General features: G+C 62.3%; 27 protein-coding genes. 20 read left to right on the top strand and 7 right to left on the bottom strand.

What is annotated here, in order from left to right; all coding sequences use genetic code 11:
- Positions 1-32: 32 nt before the first annotated feature.
- Entirely contained in the window at positions 33-659 is a 627-nt protein-coding gene (locus ACR0KW_RS14015) for a scavenger receptor class F, member 2 (protein WP_480805606.1), read from the bottom strand.
- An 88-nt stretch (positions 660-747) separates the two neighbouring features.
- Between ACR0KW_RS14015 and ACR0KW_RS14010 the strand changes: the two genes are divergently transcribed.
- The 6 genes from ACR0KW_RS14010 (at position 748) to ACR0KW_RS13985 (ending at position 8,245) form a co-directional block, all read left to right on the top strand.
- The gene (locus ACR0KW_RS14010) at positions 748-1,512 is read left to right on the top strand and encodes a uracil-DNA glycosylase (protein ID WP_480805605.1); all 765 of its coding nucleotides are present in this window, start codon (positions 748-750) and stop codon (positions 1,510-1,512) included.
- On the top strand, positions 1,512-2,111 hold the full coding sequence (locus ACR0KW_RS14005) for a metallophosphoesterase family protein (protein ID WP_480805604.1): 600 nt from the start codon (positions 1,512-1,514) through the stop codon (positions 2,109-2,111). Before ACR0KW_RS14010 ends, ACR0KW_RS14005 begins: the two co-directional genes overlap by 1 nt.
- A complete protein-coding gene (locus ACR0KW_RS14000) occupies positions 2,108-2,728 on the top strand; it encodes a LysE family translocator (protein ID WP_480805530.1) in 621 nt (206 codons plus the stop codon). Before ACR0KW_RS14005 ends, ACR0KW_RS14000 begins: the two co-directional genes overlap by 4 nt.
- Before the next feature lie 6 nt (positions 2,729-2,734).
- Positions 2,735-3,277: a molybdenum cofactor biosynthesis protein B gene (gene moaB / locus ACR0KW_RS13995; RefSeq protein WP_170402870.1), complete on the top strand. Its 543-nt coding sequence runs from the start codon at positions 2,735-2,737 to the stop codon at positions 3,275-3,277.
- Positions 3,278-3,383: 106 nt separating this feature from the next.
- Positions 3,384-4,838 carry an efflux RND transporter periplasmic adaptor subunit gene (locus tag ACR0KW_RS13990; RefSeq protein ID WP_480805529.1) on the top strand — a complete coding sequence of 485 codons (1,455 nt, stop codon included), beginning with the start codon at positions 3,384-3,386 and terminating at the stop codon, positions 4,836-4,838.
- A 5-nt stretch (positions 4,839-4,843) separates the two neighbouring features.
- Positions 4,844-8,245 carry an efflux RND transporter permease subunit gene (locus tag ACR0KW_RS13985; RefSeq protein WP_480805528.1) on the top strand — a complete coding sequence of 1,134 codons (3,402 nt, stop codon included), beginning with the start codon at positions 4,844-4,846 and terminating at the stop codon, positions 8,243-8,245.
- On the opposite strand, the gene ACR0KW_RS13980 is transcribed toward ACR0KW_RS13985, so the two are convergent.
- Positions 8,242-8,661 carry an NUDIX hydrolase gene (locus ACR0KW_RS13980; RefSeq protein WP_480805527.1) on the bottom strand — a complete coding sequence of 140 codons (420 nt, stop codon included), beginning with the start codon at positions 8,659-8,661 and terminating at the stop codon, positions 8,242-8,244. The genes ACR0KW_RS13985 and ACR0KW_RS13980 overlap by 4 nt on opposite strands.
- Positions 8,662-8,664: 3 nt before the next feature.
- Positions 8,665-9,477 carry a protein-disulfide reductase DsbD domain-containing protein gene (locus ACR0KW_RS13975; RefSeq protein WP_480805526.1) on the bottom strand — a complete coding sequence of 271 codons (813 nt, stop codon included), beginning with the start codon at positions 9,475-9,477 and terminating at the stop codon, positions 8,665-8,667.
- Between the two features lie 146 nt (positions 9,478-9,623).
- Between ACR0KW_RS13975 and ACR0KW_RS13970 the strand changes: the two genes are divergently transcribed.
- Complete coding sequence (locus ACR0KW_RS13970; RefSeq protein WP_480805525.1) at positions 9,624-10,178, top strand: YqgE/AlgH family protein; 555 nt, start codon at positions 9,624-9,626, stop codon at positions 10,176-10,178.
- Here ACR0KW_RS13970 and ACR0KW_RS13965 read toward each other — a convergent pair whose 3' ends face one another.
- Entirely contained in the window at positions 10,179-11,129 is a 951-nt protein-coding gene (locus ACR0KW_RS13965) for an L-threonylcarbamoyladenylate synthase (RefSeq protein ID WP_480805524.1), read from the bottom strand. It lies immediately after the preceding gene.
- Positions 11,130-11,267: 138 nt separating this feature from the next.
- Here ACR0KW_RS13965 and ACR0KW_RS13960 point away from each other — a divergent pair, with 138 nt between their 5' ends.
- The 7 genes from ACR0KW_RS13960 (at position 11,268) to ACR0KW_RS13930 (ending at position 17,781) form a co-directional block, all read left to right on the top strand.
- Positions 11,268-12,971 carry an acyl-CoA dehydrogenase family protein gene (locus ACR0KW_RS13960; RefSeq protein WP_480805523.1) on the top strand — a complete coding sequence of 568 codons (1,704 nt, stop codon included), beginning with the start codon at positions 11,268-11,270 and terminating at the stop codon, positions 12,969-12,971.
- Positions 12,971-14,017 (top strand): MBL fold metallo-hydrolase, encoded by a 1,047-nt coding sequence (locus ACR0KW_RS13955; protein WP_480805522.1) that lies wholly within the window; start codon positions 12,971-12,973, stop codon positions 14,015-14,017. Before ACR0KW_RS13960 ends, ACR0KW_RS13955 begins: the two co-directional genes overlap by 1 nt.
- A gap of 4 nt (positions 14,018-14,021) precedes the next feature.
- Entirely contained in the window at positions 14,022-14,474 is a 453-nt protein-coding gene (locus ACR0KW_RS13950; RefSeq protein ID WP_170446306.1) for a DUF6173 family protein, read from the top strand.
- Positions 14,475-14,538: 64 nt separating this feature from the next.
- Complete coding sequence (locus ACR0KW_RS13945) at positions 14,539-16,377, top strand: glycerophosphodiester phosphodiesterase family protein (RefSeq protein ID WP_480805521.1); 1,839 nt, start codon at positions 14,539-14,541, stop codon at positions 16,375-16,377.
- Complete coding sequence (locus ACR0KW_RS13940; protein ID WP_480805520.1) at positions 16,364-16,915, top strand: hypothetical protein; 552 nt, start codon at positions 16,364-16,366, stop codon at positions 16,913-16,915. The genes ACR0KW_RS13945 and ACR0KW_RS13940 overlap by 14 nt, the downstream gene beginning before the upstream one ends.
- A gap of 68 nt (positions 16,916-16,983) precedes the next feature.
- A complete protein-coding gene (locus ACR0KW_RS13935) occupies positions 16,984-17,118 on the top strand; it encodes an aa3-type cytochrome c oxidase subunit IV (RefSeq protein ID WP_170385673.1) in 135 nt (44 codons plus the stop codon).
- A 30-nt stretch (positions 17,119-17,148) separates the two neighbouring features.
- Positions 17,149-17,781 (top strand): hypothetical protein, encoded by a 633-nt coding sequence (locus ACR0KW_RS13930; RefSeq protein ID WP_480805519.1) that lies wholly within the window; start codon positions 17,149-17,151, stop codon positions 17,779-17,781.
- Here the strand turns inward: ACR0KW_RS13930 and ACR0KW_RS13925 are convergent.
- Together ACR0KW_RS13925 and ACR0KW_RS13920 are read right to left on the bottom strand one after the other, a co-directional pair.
- Positions 17,770-18,102: an AzlD domain-containing protein gene (locus ACR0KW_RS13925; RefSeq protein WP_480805518.1), complete on the bottom strand. Its 333-nt coding sequence runs from the start codon at positions 18,100-18,102 to the stop codon at positions 17,770-17,772. The two genes, ACR0KW_RS13930 and ACR0KW_RS13925, sit on opposite strands and share 12 nt — an antisense overlap.
- Positions 18,099-18,815: an AzlC family ABC transporter permease gene (locus tag ACR0KW_RS13920; protein ID WP_480805517.1), complete on the bottom strand. Its 717-nt coding sequence runs from the start codon at positions 18,813-18,815 to the stop codon at positions 18,099-18,101. Before ACR0KW_RS13920 ends, ACR0KW_RS13925 begins: the two co-directional genes overlap by 4 nt.
- Between ACR0KW_RS13920 and ACR0KW_RS13915 the strand changes: the two genes are divergently transcribed.
- The 6 genes from ACR0KW_RS13915 to ACR0KW_RS13890 are packed head-to-tail and all read left to right on the top strand — an operon-like array spanning position 18,814 to position 24,070.
- Positions 18,814-19,752, top strand: a complete 939-nt coding sequence (locus tag ACR0KW_RS13915; RefSeq protein WP_480805516.1) for a formate dehydrogenase accessory sulfurtransferase FdhD — start codon at positions 18,814-18,816, stop codon at positions 19,750-19,752. The two genes, ACR0KW_RS13920 and ACR0KW_RS13915, sit on opposite strands and share 2 nt — an antisense overlap.
- A 5-nt stretch (positions 19,753-19,757) precedes the next feature.
- Positions 19,758-20,279, top strand: a complete 522-nt coding sequence (locus ACR0KW_RS13910; protein ID WP_480805515.1) for a hypothetical protein — start codon at positions 19,758-19,760, stop codon at positions 20,277-20,279.
- Positions 20,276-20,920, top strand: a complete 645-nt coding sequence (mobA, locus tag ACR0KW_RS13905; protein ID WP_480805514.1) for a molybdenum cofactor guanylyltransferase MobA — start codon at positions 20,276-20,278, stop codon at positions 20,918-20,920. Before ACR0KW_RS13910 ends, mobA begins: the two co-directional genes overlap by 4 nt.
- Positions 20,917-21,408 (top strand): molybdopterin-guanine dinucleotide biosynthesis protein B, encoded by a 492-nt coding sequence (gene mobB, locus ACR0KW_RS13900; protein ID WP_480805513.1) that lies wholly within the window; start codon positions 20,917-20,919, stop codon positions 21,406-21,408. Before mobA ends, mobB begins: the two co-directional genes overlap by 4 nt.
- Positions 21,405-23,480: a molybdopterin-binding protein gene (locus ACR0KW_RS13895; protein ID WP_480805512.1), complete on the top strand. Its 2,076-nt coding sequence runs from the start codon at positions 21,405-21,407 to the stop codon at positions 23,478-23,480. The genes mobB and ACR0KW_RS13895 overlap by 4 nt, the downstream gene beginning before the upstream one ends.
- Positions 23,477-24,070, top strand: a complete 594-nt coding sequence (locus tag ACR0KW_RS13890) for a GNAT family N-acetyltransferase (RefSeq protein ID WP_480805511.1) — start codon at positions 23,477-23,479, stop codon at positions 24,068-24,070. The genes ACR0KW_RS13895 and ACR0KW_RS13890 overlap by 4 nt, the downstream gene beginning before the upstream one ends.
- On the opposite strand, the gene ACR0KW_RS13885 is transcribed toward ACR0KW_RS13890, so the two are convergent.
- Positions 24,067-25,059, bottom strand: a complete 993-nt coding sequence (locus ACR0KW_RS13885) for a hypothetical protein (RefSeq protein WP_480805510.1) — start codon at positions 25,057-25,059, stop codon at positions 24,067-24,069. The two genes, ACR0KW_RS13890 and ACR0KW_RS13885, sit on opposite strands and share 4 nt — an antisense overlap.
- Between the last annotated feature and the right edge of the window lie 2 nt (positions 25,060-25,061).

Below are 25,061 nucleotides of genomic sequence, written 5' to 3'. Positions count from 1 at the left end.
CGCTTATAGAAAGCCCCGCGCGCGAGGGCAACCTAAGGTTCAGACCCTTCGGGCAGTTTCTCGCATCCGCCTTCGGGCAAACACTGCTCACCGGGTTTGCACCACTTGCCATAACCGCAATCCACGGCCTTGATCGGCACGCAGCCCTGATGCTCGGAACATTTGAAGCCGGGGCGGCATTGCGAGTCGGTTTCCTCGCACAAAAACCAGCCGGGCCGCGAGCATCCGCCGCCCGGCAGGCAGGACGTGCCCGCTGCGCAGGACTGGCCGTCGTCACATAGCGAGGGCAACCCTTCGATTGCGGTATTCGGGTCAAACTCGGGTGAGGTCCGTTCGCATTCGCCGCGCGCGTTGCAGAAGGTGCCTCCGGGGCAATCCAGCCGCGAATAACATTTGTTGGCCCCCGCAGGGGCGCAGCGGGTGCCCCCGGCCACGCAGCGTTCGAACGGTCCGCAGGTGCGCCCGCCGCCGCAATAGGTGCCGCCCAGGGGGATGCAGTGGCCATCAAAGCTGCATCTTTGTCCGCCGGAACAGCAGCGGGTGCCGCACTGGAACTGACCGGGGCGGCATTGGCCGTTGCGGTCGAAAAGCTGTGCAAAGGACGGACCGCTGAGCGGGATCAGCAGCAGGGAAATCAAAAGGAATCGCAACAGGACCATCATGAATGCCGTAATGGTCGGTGCGATGAACGGTCCGATCAAGGCCTATTCGCTTTCCCTCGATCAAAAGCTGGTTAGATTGAGGGGTATGGAATCGGCTTTGGACTATCATACTGCGCGGGCGCTGCTGGACTGGCAGATCGAACTGGGCGCAACGGACGCGATCGGTGATGCGCCGGTCGACCGGTATGCGCTGCCCGATACTGCGCCCAAGGCCAAGAAGCCCGCTGCAGTGCAGGCCGCGCCCGAAAAGCCGAAAAAGGTTGATCCGGCCGCGGTGGCAAAGGCTGCCGCCCAAAGCGCCGAGTCGCTGGACCAACTACGGGCTGCAATGGACGGTTTCGATCATTGCGAGTTGAAACGCGGTGCCCGGCAGTTGGTGTTTGCCGATGGCACGCCGGGCGCGCGGGTGATGATCATCGGTGAGGCCCCGGGCCGCGAGGAAGACCGCGAAGGCAAGCCTTTTGTCGGCCGCGCCGGGCAATTGCTGGACCGGATGCTGGCGGCGATTGATCTGGATCGAAGCCAGAACGTCTATATTACCAATGTTCTGCCATGGCGGCCGCCGCAGAACCGCGACCCCAAACCCGAAGAGATCGGGATGATGAAGCCCTTCCTCGAACGCCACGTGGCACTGGCCAAGCCCGAGGTTCTGGTGATCATGGGCAATATCAGTTGTCAGGCAGTGCTGGGCAAACGCGGCATCACAAGGCTGCGCGGGCAATGGGATCAGGCGCTGAACCTGCCGGTCATCCCGATGTTCCATCCCGCCTATCTGCTGCGCCAACCGCAGATGAAGCGCCATGCCTGGGCCGATCTGCTGGAGCTCAGGGCCAAGCTGGAGGGGAAATGATGCGCATTCTGGCCTTTTCCGATTTGCATATGGCCCGCAACCGCGCGGCCGAGGTCGTCGCCGCGAGCGCCGAGGCCGAACTGGTGATCGGAGCCGGAGATTTCTGCAACATGCGGCAGGGGCTGGAGGAGGCGATGGCGATGCTGTCCGGTATATCTGCGCCCTTCGTCATGGTACCCGGCAATGCGGAAAGCGCGCAGGAATTGGCTGACGCCGCGCCCGAGGGCGGCCATGTGCTGCACGGCACCGGCATGACCTTGGACGGGTTGCGCCTGTTCGGGCTGGGTTACGGCGTGCCGGTCACGCCGTTTGGCGACTGGTCCTGCGACCTGACCGATGCCGAAGCCGCCGAGTTGCTGGACCGCTGCGACGGCGCCGACATTCTGATCGCGCATTCTCCGCCCAAGGGGTATGGCGATGTCACGTCGAGGGGCGACGCCGTCGGCTCGGTCGCCGTGCGCGACGCAGTGGAACGGCTGCAGCCTCAATACGCGCTGTGCGGTCATATCCATGATAGCTGGGGTTATCGCGGCACAATCGGCCGCACACAGATCGCCAATCTGGGACCCAAGGTAAACTGGTTCGAGGTCACCTTATGATAGAAACGGTCACTCTGCTGGCGTTCATCCCGGCAGCTCTGGCGCTGAATTTCACCCCCGGCGCCGATATGATGTTCTGTTTTGGTCAGGGTCTGCGGTCCGGGGCCAAACCGGCGATTGCAGCAAGTGCCGGGATTTCGGTCGGAGCGATGGTTCACGTGCTGGTGGCCGGGCTCGGTCTGGGGGCAGCCGTGGCAACTATGCCGTGGCTGTTTGACGTGATCCGCTGGATGGGCGTGGCCTATCTGCTGTATCTGGCATGGGGTGCCATTCGGTATGGGGCGGTATCTGCCGATGCGCCCGCGAAACCCACAGTCCATGCGTTTCGCGACGGGATGGTGGTGAACCTGACCAACCCAAAGGTCATCCTGTTCGTGCTGGCCTTCATCCCACAATTCGTGAACCCCGTGACCGGACCGATCCTGCCCCAATTCCTGATCTTCGGCGCGATCATCGCGCTGGGCGGGTTTGTGGTGAACGGGCTGGTGGGTATTTTTGCCGGTGGCGCGGGCAAGGTTCTGATCTCGAACCCGCGCGCCTCTCGTATCATGGGCTGGGTGACGGGGGGGATATTCACCGCCCTTGCCGTCCGGCTTGCCATCATGGAAAGGGCCTGACGCCAAATGTCACGCATTGATGAAAGCAAAGAGTTCATTCCGGTTCGGATCGCCGTTCTGACCGTCTCGGACACACGGTCGCTGGACGAGGACCGCTCGGGTCAGACGCTGGTCGACCGGATCGAGCGTGCGGGCCATTCGGTGGCCGATCGCAAGATCATCCGGGATGAACGGGGCGAGATCGCAGCCCAGCTGCGGCTGTGGGTTGGTGATCCCGAGATTGACGTGGTGATTTCGACCGGGGGCACCGGCCTAACGGGCCGCGACGTGTCGGTTGAGGCGCATCGCGACGTCTATGAAAAGGAAATCGAGGCGTTCGGCACCGTTTTCACCATCATTTCAATGGAAAAGATCGGCACCTCAGCGGTGCAGTCCCGCGCCACCGGTGGCGTGGCGGGCGGCACGTATCTGTTCGCGCTGCCCGGTAGTCCCGGCGCCTGCAAGGACGCTTGGGACGGAATTCTGGAAAAACAGTTCGATTACCGGCACCGGCCCTGCAATTTCGTGGAAATAATGCCCCGATTGGACGAACATCTGCGACGGAAGTAAACTGGTTGCACGTATAACTGTTCGTAACCGCTTTGTGGCTTGGCATTTTTCTGTGCCCGGCTACCATTTGCGCATGGCAGCCTGAAGCGACCGGGGTGAAGGATTGATGCGATTTCTGAGGCAAAGCCTTGTTGGTGTCTTTCTGGCGTTTCTGACGCTGGCCCTGCTGTTTGTCGCGATGCAACTGATCACCGGTGCGGTGCAGGATGCGTTGACGCGCGAAAACACTCCACCCGAGGCACGCGAGCGCATCTTTGCCGTCAGCGTGCGCCCGGCGGAGCTGGAGACCGTCACCCCGTATCTTGAGGCTTTTGGCGAGGTGCAAAGCCGCCGCCGTTTGGAACTGCGCGCGGCGTTGGGCGGGCGTGTGGTCTCTCTGGCTGAGGATTTTGAGGATGGTGGTGTTGTCACCGCTGGCGAGGTTCTGGTCGAACTGGACCCGGCGGATGCGCAATCGGCGCTGGATCGCGCCAAATCCGATCTGCTGGATGCGCAATTCGAGGAACGCGACGCAGAACGATCGCTGCTGCTGGCGCAGGATGAGTTGAACTCGGCCGAGGCGCAGGCCGCCCTGCGTGGGCGTGCCTTGCAGCGCCAAAAAGACCTGCAGGGTCGCGGAGTCGGAACCCCCGCTGCCGTGGAAGAAGCGGAACTGGCCGAGGCGGCAGCGCAACAATCAGTTCTGGCCCGCCGCATATCGCTGGCCCAGGCGGAATCGCGGGTCGATCAGGCGACCACCTTGCTGGCCCGCGCCCGCATTGCGCTTGAAGCTGCCGAACGCGATCTGGATGACATGACCGTCCGCGCGCGGTTTGCCGGAACGCTGACAGATGTGACGCTGGTCGAAGGGCGGCTGGTCTCGGCCAATGAAAAGCTGGCGGAACTGGTTGATCCCACCGCGCTTGAGGTTGCTTTCCGCGTCTCGACCGCGCAGTTCGTGCGCCTGCTGGACGCCGAAGGCGACCTGATCAACGCGCCGGTTACCGTATCCCTTGAGGTCACGGGCACCGATCTGATGGCCCATGGCCGCATCAGCCGCGACAGCGGTTCCGCGGGCGAAGGCCAGACCGGGCGGCTGATCTATGCAAGGCTGGAGGACGCACCGGGGTTCAAGCCCGGCGATTTCGTAACCGTAACGGTCGAGGAACAGCCTCTGGACAACGTGGTGCGCCTGCCCTCATCGGTTCTGGATGCGGCGGGAACGGTGCTGGTGCTGGGCGCCGATGACCGGCTCGAGGCTCTGCCGGTGCAGCTGATCCGCCGTCAGGGCGATGAGGTGTTGCTGCGTGGGCAGGGTCTGGTCGGGCGCGAGGTTGTGATCGGCCGCACGCCGCTGTTGGGCGGCGGGGTGCGTGTGCGCCCGTTGCGGGATGAGGCCAACGCCGGGGCCGATCCGGGCATGGTCGAACTGTCCGACGAACAACGCGCCCAACTGGTCGCTCAGGTCGAGGCCAGCGAACAGATGTCTACTGAAGCCAAGGCCAGCGCCCTGAGCCAGCTGAGCGCGCCCAAGGTTCCAGCCTCTCTGGTGCGCAGCATCGAAAACCGGGCAGGGGGCTAGGCGCCATGATGCGCGAGATCCCCGGCGCGGCGGGCGGTATCCTCAGCTATTTCACCCGCCACAGGACGGTCGCCAACCTGCTGCTGCTAGTGATGCTGGTTCTGGGCGCGGCGGCGATTCCGGCGATGCGGGCGCAGTTCTTTCCGGACGTGATCCTTGAGCGCGTGGATGTGGATATCAAATGGGAAGGCGCCGGTCCCGAGGATGTAGATAACGGTATCGTTCAGCTGCTGGAACCAGCCCTGCTGGCGGTCGAAGGGGTTGCCAGCACGACCTCGACCTCGCGCGAGGGGCGGGCCAATATCCGGCTGGAGTTCGAGCCCAACTGGGACATGTCGCGCGCCGTGGACGAGGTTCGGACTGCCGTCGATGGTGTGACCAACTTGCCCGAAGATGCCGAAGAGCCCTCGATCAAGCGCGGGGCGTGGCGGGATCGGGTGACGGATGTGGTGGTGACCGGTCCGGTCGATCCGGACCAGCTGGCGAAATTCACCGACGAATTGATCAACCGCCTGTTTGCGGTCGGGGTGACCCGCACCACGATCCGGGGCATTGCTGCACCCCGCGTGGTGGTCGAGGTGCCAACAGCGCAGCTGATTGCCAATGACGTCACCCTGTCGGAAATCGCGCAGGCCGTCGCGGCCGAGGCGATGGCCAACCCGGCAGGAGATGTGACCGGCGCCAATGCCCGCATCCGCACCGGCACTGAAAAACGCACCCCCGAAGAGATCGAGGGCATCGCGCTGCGCAACTACCCCGACGGCTCCAAGCTTTTTGTGGGCGATGTGGCGGAAATTCGGGTCGAAGGGGTCACCCGCAACCGCAGCTATTTTGTCGGCGAAAACCCAGCCATGTCCGTGCGCGTGGACAGGTCCAATCTTGGGGATGCCATCAAGATTCAGCACACGGTCGAGGACGTTGTGGCCGAACTGCAGGCCAGCCTGCCCGAAGGCGTGACCATCGAGCTGATCCGCACCCGAGCACAGGCCATTACCGAACGTCTGGATATTCTGGTTGATAACGGGCTGGTGGGTCTGGGCCTGGTGGTCTGCCTGCTGTTTCTGTTCCTGAACGCGCGTATCGCCTTCTGGGTTGCGGCGGGCATTCCGGTGGCGATGTCCGCGGCGATTGCGTTCATGTATATCGGCGGGCTGTCGATCAACATGATCTCACTGTTCGGGCTGATCATCACGCTGGGCATCGTGGTGGATGACGCCATCGTTGTGGGCGAACATGCAGATTTCCGCGCACGGCGGCTGGGTGAGGCCCCGGTCGTGGCCGCCGAACGCGCCGCGCGACGCATGGCGATGCCGGTCTTTGCCGCCACCCTGACCACCGTCATCGCTTTCTTCGGCCTGACCGCCATCGGTGGCCGGTTCGGAGAGTTGATTGGCGACATCCCCTTTACCGTGATCGCGGTGCTGCTGGCCTCGCTGATCGAATGTTTCCTGATCCTGCCCAACCATATGGCCCATGCAATCACGCATTCGGCCAAGGAACACTGGTATGACTGGCCCAACCGCGTGGTCAATCGCGGGTTCCGCTGGGTGCGGGACCACCTGTTCCGCCAGTTGATCGCCTGGGTTGTTTGGGCGCGCTATGTGGTTGTGGCGGTGATGGTGGTGATTCTGGCCAGCCAGATTGCCCTGTTCATAAAGGGCGACGTGACCTGGCGGTTCTTCAATGCGCCCGAGCGCGGCTCGGTCACCGGCAATTTCATCATGGTCGAAGGCGCCACCCGCGAAGACACGCTGGAAATGATGCACCAGATGCAGCGCGCCGCCGAAGAGCTGGGCCGGATTTACGAAGAGCGCCACGGCCGCAATCCCATCGACTATATTCTGGCCGAAGTCGGCGGTAATGCCGGGTGGTTCAACCTGAGTGCTGCGGATGGCAAGGACAAGGACCTGCTGGGCGGAGTTTCGATCGAACTGATCGACTCGGACCTGCGCCCCTATTCCAGCTTTGAGTTCGTGGGCGAGTTGCAGGACTTCGTGCCGCGCCATCCCAAGGTCGAGCTGCTGACCTTCCGCGGCTGGCGCTCCGGCCCGGGTGGCGATGCGATTGATGTGCAGTTCTATGGGGCTGACGTGAACACGCTCAAGGCCGCGTCCGAGGATTTGCAGGCCGAGCTGTCGAAATACCCCGAGGTGTCGGCGCTTGAGGACAATCTGGCCTATGACAAGGAAGATTTCATTCTGGACCTGACGGCCAAGGGGCAGGCGCTGGGCTTCCGCATGGAAACGCTGGGCCGGGTGCTGCGCGACCGGCTGAACGGGATCGAGGCCGCCACCTTCCCCGACGGCCCGCGCAGCGCCGAGATTCGCGTGGAACTGCCCGAGGGCGAACTGACCGCCGATTTCCTGGAACGCACGCTGATGCGCACGCCTGACGGAGTCTATGTGCCGCTGGCGGATATCGTTTCGGTCGAGCGTAAATCGGGTTTCGCGTCCGTTCGGCGCGAAAACGGCCTGCGGGTGCTTTCGGTGATCGGCGATATTTCCGAGGATGACCCGGCCCGCGCGGAAGAAATTGCCCGCGCCCTGAGCGAAGAGATTCTGCCCAATATCGCAGCCGAACGGCAGGTCGAATGGCAGATGGCGGGCCTGAGCGAGCAGGAGGACGAGTTCCTGACCGAAGCTCGCACCGGCCTGATCCTGTGCCTGACCGGGATTTATCTGGTGCTGGCTTGGGTGTTTGCCAGCTGGACCCGGCCTGTGGTGGTGATGGCGATCATTCCGTTTGGCTTGGTGGGCGCGATCTGGGGCCATTACATCTGGGACGTACCACTGAGTATGTTCACCGTGATCGGCCTGTTGGGGATGACCGGGATCATAATCAACGATTCGATTGTTCTGGTGACGACCATCGACGCCTATCAGCAGGACCGGGGGCTGGTGCCGTCGATTGTCGAGGGTACGGCGGACCGGTTGCGCCCGGTTATGCTGACGACACTGACCACGGTTCTGGGGCTGACCCCGCTGCTATACGAGGGCTCGCAACAGGCGCAGTTCCTCAAACCCTCGGTGATCACGCTGGTTTACGGGCTGGGCTTCGGCATGTTGCTGGTGTTGCTTCTCGTGCCTGCGCTGCTGGCCATTCTCAACGACCTGGCGCGCCCGATGACGGCGATGCGCCGGGCGCTGCGGGCACCGGACCGGGTGGTGCAGGGCGCGGTGACAGCCACTGGACTGGCGCTGCTTGTCTGGTTCGGTGTGACGATGGTCTGGCCTGCGATTTCGGGCGCGCCGGTTGGCCTGTTGTCGGGTCTCTATCCGGGTGAAGGGGGTGTTGCGGTCCTGCAAATGGGGCTGGGGGCATTTATCGCCGGTGCCGTGCCGATCCTTGTTCTGAGCGTCGTGCTGTCCGGCTTGCTCTACGTGCGCCTCAGACGGCGGGTTGCCTAAGCACGGCGTAGGGCTGTATCCAACAGGTCGGTAACGCGGTCGCTCATGGGCAGATCGCCCCGGCGTATCTGATCGACCGGAAACCAGCGGGCGTCCAGCGCATCATCCCCGGCCAGCGGAGACCCCGAGCGATACTGACAAGCGACCCCGACCAGCAGGTAATGTGACTGCACAGCGCCTTGCGCGTCGTGGCGCAGCAGGTCAAGATTGTCGAGATAGTGCAGCGGTTCGGCGATGACCGCGGTTTCTTCGCGCAACTCCCGCTGCGCCGCCTGCATGACGGTTTCACCCCATTCGACGTGACCGCCAGGGAAACCCCAAAGTCCCGCGCCAGGTTGTTTGCTGCGCTGCACCAGCAGCACGTTTGCGTCATGCACAACAACGGCCAGAGCGCCGATCTTCGGGGTTTTCTCCATCAATCAGCCCGCGCTGCAGCCCCGAATGTCGACCGCATGGTTGGCACCCAGTACCGTGATTCGAATCTCGGACCGGTCCAGCGCAAAAGGCTGGCCCGAGGCGCTGATCACTTCAGATGTGGCCACCAAAGTATCGCCCTGCCGCGTGGTTTCCGGCTGCGAGGCCCAGAGTGCGAGGTTGCCCGGTTCGATCACGGCAACCTCGCGCCCTCCGGCCGAAGGCATTTTCACGCGGGCTTCGATCTGCATCCCGTCTGAGGTCGGGGTCAGGTGACAGCTCGCCGCACTCACGCGTGCCTCTTTCGCGGAATAGGGGCGCTGGGCCAGAGCCGCAGCGATAGCAGGGTTACGACCGGCATCGGCGTTCAGCGTATGGTCGAAATCCAGCCGCTCGGGGATGCAGACATCCTTGCAGACACCCAGATCCATATCACCGCGCAGCCGCACCGGTTTGGCGGGGTTCTTGGGCGTGATCTCGACCGGTAACACCAGTTGATTGGCATAGCCGATGGATTGCAGGCCGTTCTGAACGAACACTTCGGGCGCGGGCCAGGTGATCGACACATCACCCACATTCTGCGAGCCGCGCCAGTCAAACTGCGGCGGGATACCGGCATCGCCGGGTGCGCGCCAATAAGTTTTCCAACCGTCCTTCAGTGTCAGCCGCAACGCGCCCAGATAGGTGCCGTTGGCCGTGCGCCCGCCATCCAGCACGTCCAGTTGCACAACCCCGTCCACGTCCTGCGCCTGCGCAGGGGCGGTCAGGGCGAAACAGGCGGTCAGGGCGGCCGCGGTCGACTTCAAAAAACGCTTCATACCTCATAAATGCGCTGTGCAGGCCGGGATTCCAAGTCACGTTCCGGTCACCCGGATGAAATCTGGCGAAATGTGGCCTCTTCCCTTGCCAATCCCCATGTACCGGGGCCATTGTTGAAGGGGGACGAAGCAAGAGATGTAAATCCATGGACCTGACCGGAAAACTGTTGATTGCGATGCCTGGCATGGGTGATCCGCGCTTCGATCATTCGGTGGTCTACATGTGCAGCCATGGGGATGATGGGGCGATGGGCCTGATCATCAACAAACCCTCGGACTTGCGGATCAAAACTCTGCTGGAACAACTGAATATCGCCTGCCGCATCCCGATTGTGGGCGAGCGTCTGGTGCATTTCGGTGGCCCGGTCGAGATGTCGCGCGGCTTTGTACTGCACAGCTCGGATTACGAGGCCAACCTGCACTCGATGCAGATATCGGACGATTTCAGCATGACTGCGACGCTGGATGTGCTCGAGGATCTGGCCTCGGGGCGCGGACCTTTGAATTCGACTCTGGCGCTGGGCTATTCCGGCTGGGGTCCCGGCCAGTTGGAGGATGAGATTGCCATGAATGGCTGGCTGACCACCGATGCGAACCAGAAACTGGTGTTCGATGTGCCCGATGATGAGAAATGGGAGGCCGCGCTGGCGACGCTGGGCGTTGACCCATTGACCCTGTCGGCCAGCGCCGGACGCGCCTGATCAGCTGTCGCGCGGTGCTGCGGCGCGGCGCAGGCGGTCGTTGATGGCTGCACCCAGGCCCTGATCGGGAATCGGTGACACCGCAATTGGGCGCCCCGTGGCGTTCAGCGTGTGCAGGGCCGAAAACAGGTTGGCGGCGGCTTCGGTCAGGTTCCCCTTTTCTGACAGGTTCAGATCGCAATCGACCGGACCAAAGCCCAGCAACACCTCATCTCCTTGCCGATTCGCTGCATTCAGCCGAACCGGTGCGTCCGGCGCGTAGTGCGATTGCAGCTGTCCCGGCGCGGTCAGCAGGTCTCCGGCCTGATGGACATGCAGTTCTGTGCCCAGAACGGATTCGACCTGATCCAGCGCCACACCGCCCGGACGCAGCAGAGAGGGCTCTCCGGCCAGTCCGACGATAGTGGATTCCAGCCCGACACCGCACGGACCGTCATCCAGAATCGCCGCAATGCGCCCGTCCAGCCCGGCACGTACGTGATCGGCTGTTGTGGGGCTGATCTGGCCAGAAAGGTTGGCCGACGGGGCCGCTACCGGTCCGTCGAACGCCGCCAGCAATTCCCGCGCAGTGCTGTGCGCGGGCACGCGCACCGCCAGCGTGTCCAGCCCCGCGGTGACCAGTGGAGAAATCCCATGCCCGTCGCGCAAGGGCAGAACCATCGTCAGCGGGCCGGGCCAGAAGGCTGCGGCCAAAGCTTCGGCCCGGTCGGACCATTCGACATAACGCTGCGCCGCCTCGACTGAGGCCACATGCGCGATCAGCGGGTTGAAGCTGGGCCGTCCCTTGGCCGCGTAGATGCTGGCCACCGCCTCGCCATTGCGGGCATCGCCGCCCAGCCCATAGACGGTCTCGGTCGCGAAAGCGACCAGCAGTCCCTGCCGCAGCAAGTCTGCCGCCTGTGCGATTCCGCCGGGATCGGCGGACAAATTCAATGTGCCGTTAGGGATCATATCTGGTGACGCCGCGTTTTGATTGCTTGTACCATTTGGCTGGCTAGGTAATCGAATTGATCAAGGATGCATAAAGGTGGGCATTGCAATTTCCAACCCCACCCGCGAAAAACCATACAGTTAGCCCCGAGGGAACTCATGCCATACCGCGCACCCATTTCCGACTATGAACTGCTTTTCCGCCACGTGGTCGGGTTCGATCAGATTGCCGCGACCGAGAAGTTTTCGGAAGCCAGCGAGGATGTCGTCGGAGCGATCCTGACCGAGGCCGGCAAAATGTGCGAAGAGGTGATGGCTCCGCTGCAGCGCCCCGGCGATCTTGAGCCCGCGCGGTTGGAAAACGGTGTGCTGCGGACATCGCCCGGTTATGCCGACGGCTGGAAGGCAATTGCCGAAGGTGGCTGGATCGGGATGAGCGGTGATCCCGAATATGGCGGCATGGGCCTGCCGATGACCCTGACCACTGCGGTGAACGAGATGATGTCGGCCGCCTGCCTGTCGCTGCAACTGGCGCCGCTGATGACGCAGGGCCAGATCGAGGCGTTGGAACACCATGCCAGCGACGAACTGAAGGCGCTGTACCTGCCCAAGATGATGTCGGGCGACTGGGCTGGCACCATGAACCTGACCGAGGCACAGGCCGGGTCGGATGTGGGGGCTTTGTCCTCGAAGGCCGAGGCGAATGGCGACGGCACCTATTCGGTAACGGGGCAAAAGATCTTCATCTCGTGGGGGGACAACGACTTTACCGAGAATGTCTGCCATCTGGTGCTGGCGCGCCTGCCCGACGGTGTTCCGGGGACCAAGGGGATTTCGCTGTTTCTGGTGCCCAAGTATCTGCCCGATGACAACGGCAACCCTGGTGTAGCGAACGATCTGAAGGTTGTGTCGGTCGAACACAAGATGGGTCTGCACGGCTCGCCGACCTGCGTGATGCAGTATGACGGCGCCAAGGGCTGGCTTGTGGGCAAGGAACATGGCGGTATGGCCGCGATGTTCACCATGATGAACAACGCTCGTCTGGGTGTTGGCGGACAGGGTGTTGGCGCTGCTGAGGGCGCATATCAGCACGCGCTGGCCTATGCGTTGGAGCGCAAGCAGGGCAAGACGCCCTCGGGCACGATCATAGATCACGCGGATGTGCGCCGGATGCTGATGAGTATGCGCGCAGATACCTTTGCCGCACGGGCGATCATGCTGGCCAATGCAGCCGCGATCGACATGGGCAATGCCACCGTTGATCCCGAGTGGAGCGCGCGCGCCGCGTTGCTGACACCGATCTGCAAGGCTTTCGGAACCGAGACCGGGATGCGGGTCTCCGAGACCGGCGTGCAGGTGCATGGCGGCATGGGCTTTATCGAAGAAACCGGTGCGGCCCAGTATTACCGCGATGTCCGCGTCACAGCGATCTATGAGGGCACCAACGGCATTCAGGCCATGGACCTTGTGGCCCGAAAAATGATGGACGGCGGCGAGGCAGCTTCGCGTCTGCTGGATGAGATCGAGGATCACGCCGAAGAAGCCCGCGTGATGATGCCCGATTTGGCGGGTCCCGTCTGGGAGGCCACCGAAAGCCTGCGCGAAACCACCGAGTGGATCGTGGCGCAGTCCGACATGAATGCCCGCTTTGCCGGGGCCGTGCCCTATCTGCACGCCTTCGCCCGGGTTCTGGGCGCGCATTACCACCTCAAGGCCGCATTGGCTGAACCCAATGGTCCGCGCTTTAAACTGGCGCGGTACTACATCAACGCGCTGCTGCCTGAATATGCCGGTCTGCTGGTGCAGGCTCAGAACGGGGCCGGGGACCTTTATGCCCTCAGCGCCGAGGAATTGGCGGTATAATGGACGGGGACACTCCTTTGGCGATCAGATACCCCTGGCCCGAGCCTCCGGCACCGGGTGAGGCCATTGAGGTCGCCGAGGGTGTGCTGTGGATGCGCCTGCCGCTGCCCATGGCGCTGGACCACGTCAACGCCTACGCGCTGGATGACGGCGATGGTTGGACGGTAATTGATACCGGTATTTCGTCGAACAAGACACGCCGGGTTTGGGAAACGCTCATGGCCGGGCCGTTGGGTGGCAAACCGGTGAACCGCGTGGTGGTCACGCATCACCACCCCGATCACGTCGGCAATGCGGGCTGGTTCCAGTCCGAGCATGGCGCTGAGCTGGTCACGACCCGCACCGCCTGGCTATTTTCGCGGATGCTGCAACTGGATGTGCAGGAAACCTGGCCACAAGAGACGCTGGACTATTATCGCAGTGCGGGGATGCATCCTGACGTGCTCGCCAAACGCATGACCGAACGCCCGTTCAACTTCTGCGACACGGTCTTTCCGATGCCGCTGGGCTTTACCCGCATCAAGCAGGGCAGCGTGATCCGCATGGGCGGGCGCGACTGGGACGTGCATATGGGCAACGGCCACGCCCCCGAGCACGCCACGTTTTGGAGCCGCGATGACAATCTGGTGATCACCGGCGATCAGATACTCAGTTCGATCAGCCCCAATCTGGGCGTCTATGTCACCGAACCGATGGCCGACCCGGTGGCGGAATGGCTGGAGGCCTGCGAGCGGCTGCAGGGCTTGGCGCGGCCGGATCATCTGGCGCTGGGCGGGCACAAGCTGCCCTTCACCGGGTTGCCGCTGCGGATGAAGCAACTGATCGACAATCACCACGGCGCGCTGGATCGCTTGCAGGACTATCTGGATACACCGAAAACCGCCGCCGAGTGTTTCACCCCGCTGTTCAAACGGCAGATTGGCGAGGGCGAATATGGGCTTGCGCTGGTCGAGGCGGTTGCACATCTGAACCATCTTTACCACATTGGAACCGTAACCCGGACGCGGCGCGCGGACGGGGCGTGGGAGTTTCAGCGCAAAGGGTAAAGCCATGCAGGACCAGATCGAAACATCGGCCGAGGCGGCAGAAGCGGCGGCATTGCCCAGGTGTTACGAGTTCCATGCGAACCCCAACGCTGAGTCCGCGGCCAAGAATCTGCCCGAACCACTGCAAAAACCGGTTCAGACCAAAAGTCCGGCGCAATGGGCCTATGAGCGGTTGATCCTTTATATCCAGAACTTCGAAAAGACGCTGACCGGCGATCAGGAGGTCGCCATGGGCTTTACCGGCGGCGATGCCGGGGTCATGCGGATTGAGGGCATGGGTTATTTCGATCCCGATGTCATCACCTTTTACGGTTCGGATGCGACCGGGGCGCGGACCCAATTGGTGCAGCATGTCAGCCAGTTGAATGTGATGCTGCGCGCTCTGCCGAAATCGGTCGAGGACAAGCCCGCCAACCGAATCGGTTTCCGGCTAGCGAAGGATCTGGAAGAAAGCTGACCGCCTGACTTGCATTTCACGTCTGCGCAGCCTTGAATGAGTGCACCGTTCAAGGGGGTGCCACGTGTCCGATTTCTCAGCCGTTACAAGTGCCTACAAGGGCGCGTGGGCGCGTCGTCGCGTCTTTGTGCCGATCTATATCGCGGTGCGCCTGCTGCTGGTCGCCCTGATCGCGCCGGGCGTGGCGATTACTGTCAATTTGGCCGTATCGCTGTCGAACCAGACCGCACTGACGGATCAGGCCATCGCCGCCTTTATCCTGTCGCCGGTGGGCTTTGTCGCGGCGATTGCCGTGCTCAGCCTGTTTCTGCTGGCCGAGGTGTTCGTGTTCTCGGTCATGGCCGGATCGCTGCGGATGGGCGAATCCGATCCGTGGCGCGCGGGCAGTTCGGCCATTGGTCTGATCCTGTCGCGGCTGCCGGCGCTGTTCGGCTTTGCGGTGCGCTTTGTGCTGCGGGTTTTGGTGCTGATCCTGCCCTTTGCAGCCGTTTCCGCCGTGATCGCGTGGTGGACGCTGACCGAATATGACATCAACTACTATCTGACCTTCCACCCACCTTCCTTCTGGATTGCGGTGGTTTTGATCGGGGCCGTGGTTCTGGTCATGGCCTGGGTGCTGATCCGTCGGTTGTCGGCTTGGGCGCTGGGTCTGCATCTGGTCTTGTTCGAGGGTGTTCACCCCGCCCACGCCTTCAACATCAGCACCACCCGAATGGAGGGCAAACGCGGGCGCCTCAAGATTGAGCTGGCGATCTGGCTGATCCTGCGCGTGATCATTGCCGGTCTGATCGCCTGGGTGGCGGGGCTGCTGTTTGCCATCGTGCCGCTGCAGGGGGCCAGCCATCTGCGGCTGGCGCTGATCTACAGCCTGTTGGTGGCCGGTCTCTGGTCCGTGGCTGGCCTCGTGCTGGCGGCCACAGCGTTGGGGGCGCTGGCGGTGCTGCTGGACGGGTTCTTCGAGATCAGGACCGAGGAACCGCCGCATCCCGAACCCGGAAGCCTGCGTATTCCATTGTTTGCTATTTTGGGTGCGGCAGCGGTGGCCGTGTTGATCGGGCTCTGGTTCGGGCAGCACTTGTTGGAACGCATACAGGCCCCGGACCGGGCCGAGGTGATCGGCCACCGGGGTGCTGCAGCGCTGCGGCCTGAAAACACTATGGCCTCGGTGTTAAAGGCGATTGAGGACGGGGCCGATTGGGTCGAAATCGACGTACAGGAATCTGCGGATGGTGAGGTCATCGTCGCCCATGACAGCGATTTCATGAAACTGGCGGGCGTGAATCTCAAGGTCTGGGATGCCACGATGGAGGATATCGCCCAGATCGATATCGGCAGCTGGTTCGGTCCCGAATATGCCGACGAACGCACGCCCACCCTGCGCGAGGTGCTGGAGGCCGCGAAGGGCAAATCCAAGGTCATCATCGAACTGAAATACTACGGTCATGACGTCGATCTGGAGAACCGGGTGGCGGTGATTGTGGAAGAGCTGCAGATGCAGGACGACATCGCCACCATGTCGCTGAAATACCCGGCAGTGCAAAAGATGAAGAAACTGCGCCCCGACTGGCGGGCCGGGGTTCTGGCCGCCACAGCCGTGGGCGATCTGACAGGGCTGGAAGGTGATTTCATCGCCGTCAACGCCGCGCTGGCAACGCCAGGGCTTGTGCGCTCGGTTCATGCGGCGGGCAAGGATATCTATGTCTGGACGGTGAACGACCCGCTGCAGATGTCGGCCATGGCCTCGATGGGGGTAGACGGGCTGATCACCGACCGCCCCGCGATGGCCAATGAGGTGCTGCGGGTGCGTGCCGAAATGGGTCCGGCCGAGCGTCTGCTGCTGTGGTTGGCGACCACCTTCGGCATGTCCGTCGACACACAGGCGATGCGTGATGAAAGTCCGTAATCTGGGCGTGGCCCTCGCGTTGGTGGTGACCCCGGTGGCGGCGCAGGATTTCATGCGCAACATCGAGTTGCCCGCCCACCGTGCCCTGATCGCGCAGCGGGAGGATGCGGAACTGATCCCATTCGAAACCGATGGCTGTTCCGGTGGTCTGTCGACCAGCTGGCGCTTTGTGGCCGAGACCTTCCCCAAGTTTCGCGCGCTCTACGAGGAGCACCCGCCGTGGGAATATTGCTGCGTGACTCATGACCAGGCCTATCACAACGCAGGTGGGGCGACGCAGGCCGAGGACAGCTATGATGCACGCCTGTCCGCGGATGATGCGTTGCGGGTTTGCGTCAAGCAGCACGGAGAAGACAACGCCGACGTCTATGCAGAACGCTATGACATGACGCCCGACCAGATTCGCACGGCGCATTCCGTCACGGCAGAAGCGATGCACGCGGCAGTACGGTTGGGCGGCGGGCCCTGCTCCGGACTGCCGTGGCGATGGGGTTTCGGGTATCCGGGCTGTTCGGTGTTTCTGCCTACGCGCGAATGACGTGGTGACAGGCCGTGGAATTTCGATTATCCAACATCTTAAACACGCGAACTGGGAATCTCTGAACAATGGCTGAACACAAGCACGGCGAAATGGACATCACCGTCCAGGAAAAAACCTTCCACGGCTTTATCAAGGCCACCACATGGTGTGTGGTAGCCATCGCCTTCCTGTGCCTGTTCCTGGCGGTCTTCGCCTCTTAATCCAACTCTTAGTCCAAGACGGGGCTCACCGTGATCAGGATTTTGCTTGCCTGTCTTCTGGCAGTAACCGTGGCGGGCTGCACTGGTTCGCAGCGCCCACAGGCAGATCGGTCGGAAGTCGTGGCTCGGTCCTACCGCGACCCAGGGCCGTCGACGCTGACCCTGTATACCATGATCAATACGCGGACGGGTTCAGGCGCTCACACTTCGTTAATGATTAGCGGCAGCGAACGGGTGATTTTTGACCCGGCGGGTTCATTCCGAGCGGATATCGTGCCGGTGAAGAATGACGTGCTGTACGGGATTACTCCGGCTGTGGAACGTGCCTATCGCAGCAGCCACGCGCGCGAGACGCACTATGCGCGGATTCAAACCATCGAGGTTTCCCCACAACAGGCCGAGGTTGCGCTACAGCTGGCTAAGCAGATGGGGCCGGTGGCCAGCGCCTACTGCGCCAACTCAACCGCTCGGCTGTTGCAGCAGGTGCCCGGCTTTGAACAGATCGGCACCACTTTCTATCCGGTCAAACTGTCCGAGCAATTTGGCGAGATACCGGGGGTGGTCACCACGGAATACCGTGAAAATGACGACGCCGACCTGCAAAAGGGGCTGGTGGCGAACAACGCCATCCTGAACCAACAGAACGTGGCCTTACCCCAATAGGTACAGCAACCCGTAAAGGGTACCGGCGCCGGAAAAAATGGCCGCCAGCACGTTTTTCGTGACAAGCCCGACAACCAAAGCAACGGCGGCCGCAGCCATGCGCGGCGCGTCTGGCTGCCCGCCGGTTGCGGTGGGCCAGACCACCAGCGGCGCAATCAGCGCCGGCAGGATGGCCACGGCGGTATAACGCAGGTGGCGCAGCAACCAGGGGGGCATTGGGCGGTCTCCGACCAGACCAATGAAGACAAAGCGCAGCGCATAGCTGCCAACGGCAAGCCCGATGATGATCGTCCAGACCGTAACGGGATCAGGATGGGTCATGCGTCGACCTTTCTGCGCTCGGCGATCAGTTCAGCCTGTGCGCCCGCGACCATTCCCGCGCAACCGGCGATTAACAGGCCCAGATTGTACGGAATTCCGACCGTCAGCAGTGATACGATAATGGCAACCAGCGCGGCGACCACATGGGGTAGGGTCCGCATCATCGGGCCGATCATGGCCAGAAAGGTGATCGGCAAGGCGAAGTCCAGCGCCCAGCTTTCGGGAATGCGCGTCCCCAGAACGGCACCCAGGTAGGTGGCCAGAATCCAGAGCGGCGTAATCGGAGTGACCGAACCCACGAAATAGGCCATGCGTTGGGGCACGGTTATCTTCGGCTCTTTCTCGAACTGCACGATCGAGCAGGCGTAGGACTGATCGACCGTCAGATAGGCCGCGCATGCCCTCTGCCATAGCGGGGCGGCCCCCAGAAACGGCGTCAGTGACGCCGAATACATCGCCATCCGCAGGTTCACCGCCAGCGCCGAGATCAGAATGATGGCCGTAGGCGCCTGGTCCTGCAACAGCTGCAACGCCGCGAACTGCGCCGCCCCCGCAAAGACGGTCGAGGTGAGCGTCATGGTCTGGACGATATCCAGCCCAGCCTCGGCCGCGAATACGCCGAACAGGGTGCCGAAGGGGACTGCGACAAAAATGAACGGGGTCCCGTCGCGAAAACCCTTCCAATAGTACGACTTGGATGTGGTGTCTGCCATGGCTAAATCCTATGGTGTTGCCCGCAGCACTAACGGTCTTGGGAAAGGGTTGCAATTGGCCGCGGAACTGGATCTTTCGGAATACATCATCGCCCCTGACCCCGGCGCGGAACGCCTGACCCGCGCAGTCGAAGGCGTGGACCAAAATGGCGAGGTCAACCAGATCTCGGTGGTCGAAGAACGCCCGCTGACGATTTTCCTCAATTCTCAGGAAATCGTGACCGCGATGACCATCGGCGATTACCCCGAATATCTGGCGCTGGGCTTCCTGCGCAATCAGGGGATGCTGCTGGCTGATGACGAGATTACCCGCGTGGATTACGATGATGATCTGGAAACCGTAATCGTCCGCACCGCGCGCGAGACGTCCTATGAGGACAAGCTGAAGAAAAAGACCCGCACCAGTGGTTGCGCGGTCGGCACGGTGTTCGGCGATATGATGGAGGGGCTTGAGGACGTGCGCTTGCCACAGGTTCAGGTGCGGACCTCATGGCTGTATGACCTGGCCGCCAAGATCAATCGCACCCCGTCGCTGTATCTTGAGGCCGGAGCCATTCACGGCACGGTGCTGTGTCGCGAAAACCGACCCTTGGTCTATATGGAGGACGTGGGCCGCCACAACGCTGTCGACAAGATCGCGGGCTGGATGCTGTCCGAGGGTGAGGCGGCAGAGGACAAGATCCTCTACACTACCGGCCGTTTGACCTCGGAAATGGTGATCAAGACGGCGATGATGGGCATCCCGGTGCTGGCGTCCCGCTCGGGCTTCACCGCCTGGGGTGTCGAGATCGCCCGCGAGGTCGGCCTGACCCTGATCGGCCGCATGCGCGGCCAGCGGTTCGTGTGCCTGTCCGGTGAAGACCGGCTGCTGCGCGACGTAGACCCGGCGACGGTGGCGGTTGAGGACAAGAAACATCGCAGGAAGAGTGCGGGATAATGTTCGTGGCTTACCTCCCCGTGTTCATATTAATCGCGCCAGCAATAGCGCTGATGTTTGTTGCATTTAGAAGCTACGAAAGAAGTAAACGGGCCGTCATAGAGGGAATGGCGAAACTCGATCAAGGCCACCTTGATAAACTGGGATGGACACCAAGAACTTATATCAGCGTATGGGATTTTCGCAGCTCTTTCAAACAGGGATGGCAGTCTTGGGGGCTGTTGGCGCAGCAACAGAACGTCGCCCTTCAACGGGTTTTACTTCACGGTTTGCACAACTCTTTGGAAGTATCTGAAGAGACTCAAAAATCGGCGCGCAGATTCCGGCGTTACTTTTGCGCCGTTTTTGTTGTTGGGGCTGTGGTCGTTTTTCTGCCTGCCTATTATCGCTTAAGCCGCGTTCTGGCCGAATTAACAGGGGTGGCCACAAGCATTTGGTACATTCTGTTCGGGCTCTGCATCGGTTCTTTAGTTTTTCTTCCGCTGGAAAAGTTCAAGAAATGGCCTGTAATCGAGGATACACTATGACCAAACCTTTCGGAGTGATCCTCGCAGGGGGTCTGGCCACCCGGATGGGTGGCGGCGACAAGGGCCTGCTGCAGATCGGTGGGCAGAGCTTGCTGTCCCATGTGATCGATCGACTAACCCCGCAGGTCGACGGGCTGGCGCTGAACGCCAATGGTGATCCCGAACGGTTCGCTGATCTGAACCTGCCCATTCTGCCTGACACGATCGAAGGGTTCGCTGGCCCTCTGGCGGGTGTTCTGGCCGGGCTCGACTGGGCGGCAGAGCAGGGGGCGGACAGTATCGTCACCGCCGCCGCCGACACGCCGTTCTTCCCGCGCGATTTGGTGACACGTCTGATGCAGGCCGCCGATGGGCAAAAGCACCCGCTGGTGCTGGCAACCACGCCGCGCACCGGGGATGAAATGCTGAAGTCCGGCGGCGGAAAACGCATCAACCGGCATCCGACATTCGGCCTCTGGCCCGTGGCGCTGCGAGACGATCTGCGCGATGCGCTGAACGACGGGCTGCGCAAGGTGGTGCTGTGGACCGACAAACATGACGGGCGCGAGGCTCTGTTCGACGCCGAACCGTTCGATCCCTTCTTCAACGTCAACACGCCCGACGATCTGGCGCGGGCGGAAAAGCTGCTGGAGCAGGCATGAGGGTCTACGGCGTCACCGGTTGGAAAAACGCGGGCAAAACCGGGTTGATGGAGCGGTTGGTGACCGAGATCACCGGGCGGGGTTTCACCGTTTCGACCCTCAAACACGCCCATCACAGCGTCGACGTAGATCAGCCGGGCACCGACAGCTATCGCCACCGCATCGCGGGCGCGTCCGAGGTGCTGCTGGCCTCGGGCCAGCGCATCGCCATCATGCAGGAACTGCGAGGCGCGCCCGAGCCGTCTCTGGATGATTTGCTCGCGCGGCTGTCACCTGTTGATCTTGTGTTGATCGAGGGATTCAAGCGCGAAGCCCATCCCAAGGTCGAGGCGTTTCGGGTCGAGGCCAAAAACGCTTTGATGGCACCCGAGAACGCCACCATTCGCGCCGTGGCCAGCGATACACCGCTGACTGTGAACTGCCCTGTCTTCGATCTGGATGACACAGCAGCCATCGCGGATTTCATCCTGCGCGAGGTTGGTTTGTGATCGGTTTCGACAGTTTTGCAATTGTCGATTGGTCAAGTGGCAACGACACCGGGCCCCGCCCGTGCAAGGATGCAATCTGGGCCTGCGTGGTGCGCCCGGGCAAGGTAGAGGAACCGGCTTACCTTAGAAACCGCGAGATGGCCGAGCAATGGCTACACGATATGATCGCGGGTGAAATTGTAGCTGGACGTCGGCTTTGTCTGGGGTTCGATTTCCCGTTCGGCTACCCTAAAGGCTTCGCCCGCGCACTCACCGGATCGGACGATCCGCTGCGATTGTGGGAGTGGTTTGAGCAGCGGATTGAGGATTCACCTAAAGCAAACAACCGTTTCGATCTGGCTGGTGAAATCAACCGGCGTTTTGGCGGCAAGGGGCCGTTCTGGTTCAACGGTCTTCAACGGGACATCGACGGTCTGCCCAAAGACAAATCCGACTATCAAACACTTTTCCCCGAGCGGCGTGCCGTCGAATTGACACCCGAAGCGAAGGGTAGCTTTACCTGCTGGCAGATGGGGGGGGTCGGAGCGGTCGGTGGTCAGCTGATGACCGGATTGCCGGTCCTGACACGCTTGCGCCGTGCTTTTGCGGGGCAGATATCGGTTTGGCCGTTCGAGGCGCTGGACACACCGGTCGCCTTCGTGGAAGTCTGGCCTTCGCTCACTTTGGGGGCTGCGCCGGAAGATCGGATCAAGGATGCTTGGCAGGTCGAACAGGTTGCGCTGTCCCTCGCCGGTATGCCAGCCGAGGAGTTGGCGCGACATCTGAATGTCAGCGAAGTAGAGGAAGGTTGGATTTTGGGAGTGTCACAACACAAACCGGACATCGCCCCTCCGCCCCTGCGCAACGATTGTTTTGCGCTGCCTGGCGGGGTGAACTGGACTCCGGTGGACGATGCGTTGGCCCTGCTGCGGCAGCGGTTGACGGTGAGGATGGGTGCCGAAACCCTGCCGTTGGAACAGGCAACCGGGCGCATTTTGGCCGAGGAAGTCATCGCCAAACGCTCCAACCCGCCGCTGCCGAACACGGCGGTGGATGGCTATGGTTTTGCCGGAGCTGCACCCGAGGGCCCGCAGGTGATGCCCTTGCATCCGGGACGCGCCGCGGCGGGTATTCCCTTTGATGGCGCGGTGCCCGACGGCCACGCGCTGCGCGTGCTGACCGGTGCGGCCCTGCCTGCGGGCGTGGATACCGTCATTCTTGAAGAAGACGTCACCGTTCAGGAGGGCCACATCGCCTTTCACGGCCCTTTGAAACATGGTGCCAACACACGCCGCGCCGGTGAGGACGTGGCCGAGGGCGACCCGGTTCTGTCCGCCGGGCGCAGGCTGACGCCCGCCGATCTGGCCTTGCTGTCTGCGACGGGTCTTGCCCAAGTCTCGGTCCGGGAAACGCTGCGGGTGGCCGTTTTGTCCACTGGGGACGAATTGGTCGAACCCGGAGAACCTGCCGGCCCGGGACAGATATTCGACGCCAACCGACCGATGCTGCTGTCGCTGATCGCGCGCATCGGGTTTCAGCCCGTGGATATGGGGCGCGTTTCGGATGATCGTGACGCCCTGCGCGACAGCTTGAACCTGGCGGCAGAGCTGGCGGATGTGATCCTGACCAGCGGCGGGGCGTCAGCCGGGGACGAAGATCACGTCTCGGCCCTGCTGCGGCAGGCGGGCGCGATGCAGGAATGGCGGATCGCGCTGAAACCTGGGCGGCCTCTGGCGCTGGGCATGTGGGACGGAACACCGGTCTTCGGCCTGCCGGGCAATCCGGTGGCGGCCATGGTCTGCACGCTGATCTTTGCCCGCCCGGCGCTGGGCCTGATGGCGGGTGAAGGCTGGCAGGATCCGCAAGGCTTTGACCTGCCCGCCGCGTTCGAGAAACGTAAGAAACCGGGCCGCCGTGAATACCTGCGCGCCCGTGTCCGTGATGGCCAGGCCGAGGTGTTCGCTTCGGAAGGGTCGGGCCGGATCAGCGGGCTCAGCTGGGCCGAGGGGCTGGTCGAGATCGAGGACGGCGCGCGCCACATCAAACCGGGCGATATGGTCCGTTTCATCCCCTATGGAAGCTTTGGGTTGTGACTGTCAGGATTGAACAGGGTTTCACCGAGGCGGAGCGGCCAAAGGCCGCAGCCCTGTTCTGGCAGGCTTTCGCAGCCAAGCTGCACAAGGTCATGGGGCCGGACGAAATGGGTCTGGCCTTCATTGAAAACACTATAAACCCGAAGTTTGCTCTGGTCGCGCGAGACAGTTCGAACCGGATGCTGGGGCTGGCCGGTTTCAAAACCCAGGATGGCGGACTGGTCGAAGGCGGTCTGTCCGATATGGCAAAAATCTACGGCTGGTTTGGTGGCGCATGGCGCGGATTGGTGCTGAGCGTTCTGGAACGCGATCTGCAACCCGGCGTGTTCCAGATGGACGGTATCTTTGTCGCCGCAGAGGCGCGCGGGCAGGGGGTTGGCACCGCGTTGCTGTCCGCGATCAAGGATGAGGCCCGCAAATCGGGCATGGCTGAAGTGCAGTTGGATGTGATTGATACAAACCCCCGCGCAAAAGCCCTGTATGAGCGCGAGGGCTTCAGGGCCGTCAGCAGGGAAAAGACCGGGCCGTTTCGGTATCTTTTCGGATTCAGCAGCGCGACGCGCATGAGCTGGGCCGTCACCGCGCCTTAGTCGAACGTCCCGGCCACACGCCCCAGCAGCATGAAGGCCCGTGCCGTGCGGGTTTCACCAAGGGCGGTCAGGTCGGCGTCGCTGGCCTCGGGTTCAAAGACCACAATCATATGGTCAAAACGGCGCAGGAAATGATGTGCGGCATCGCGAAAGATCGGGTCCTGTTTCATCCGCGCCGCCGTAAGCGCCAGCGAGGACCGGTCGCGGATACCGCCCAGAGCAGCCACCGAACGCCCGCGCGCGCCTTGTGCGAACTGACGCCAGACTTCGGGCCGGGCCATGTCGGGGCGCAGGTCATCCATATAGATACCTTCCTGGCTGAGCAGGGTCAGAACGTCCTGAGAAGCCTGCACCAGCTGCGCGGTCTTTCGGTCCTTCAGCGCCAGACGCAGGGCGTTGAACCCTTCTGTGTCGTCCTGCGTTTCAGGAAAGTTCAGCGCCCGGATGAAGATATCGGTGCCCAGCGGTGGTGCGATGTCCTCGGCCTGTGTCCCCAGTTCCAGTGTTGTCTGATCACCTGTGCCGTTTGGCGCTGCTGCGCGCGGTGCCTCGATTCGCTTGGTCGAAAACGTCGCCAGCGCACTCTCGGTCTTTTTGGTGGCTTCGGCGATTTCGTCCAGTTTTTTGCTGACAGTCGGCTCGTACGTGCTGGCCGCACGCTGTTGCTGGATGACATAGGTCTGTCGGATCGCGTCGATCGCGGTCTGCAGGCGTTCGCTTTCTTCGCGCATCACGCGGCTGGCGCGCATCGCGGTGGCGGCAACCCAGATCATCGCCACCGGCATGAATACCGCCAACAGGGTCACAACGAACCCACCACCCTGCGTCTGTCCTGGCAGCACCAGAAACACCACAGACACCACCAGCCAGATCACGCTGAGCACAATGGCCGCGATCTCGATCTCGGTCACCGCCGGGCGCGAGGGCTTGTCGTAGATGCCCAGTGAGGTCGGTCGCTCGGTTTCCTGTTCAGGCGTGGGCTCGGACATGG

This window comes from Ruegeria sp. CG11, assembly GCF_056537245.1.
This window is presented reverse-complemented; position numbering and strand designations above follow the sequence as displayed.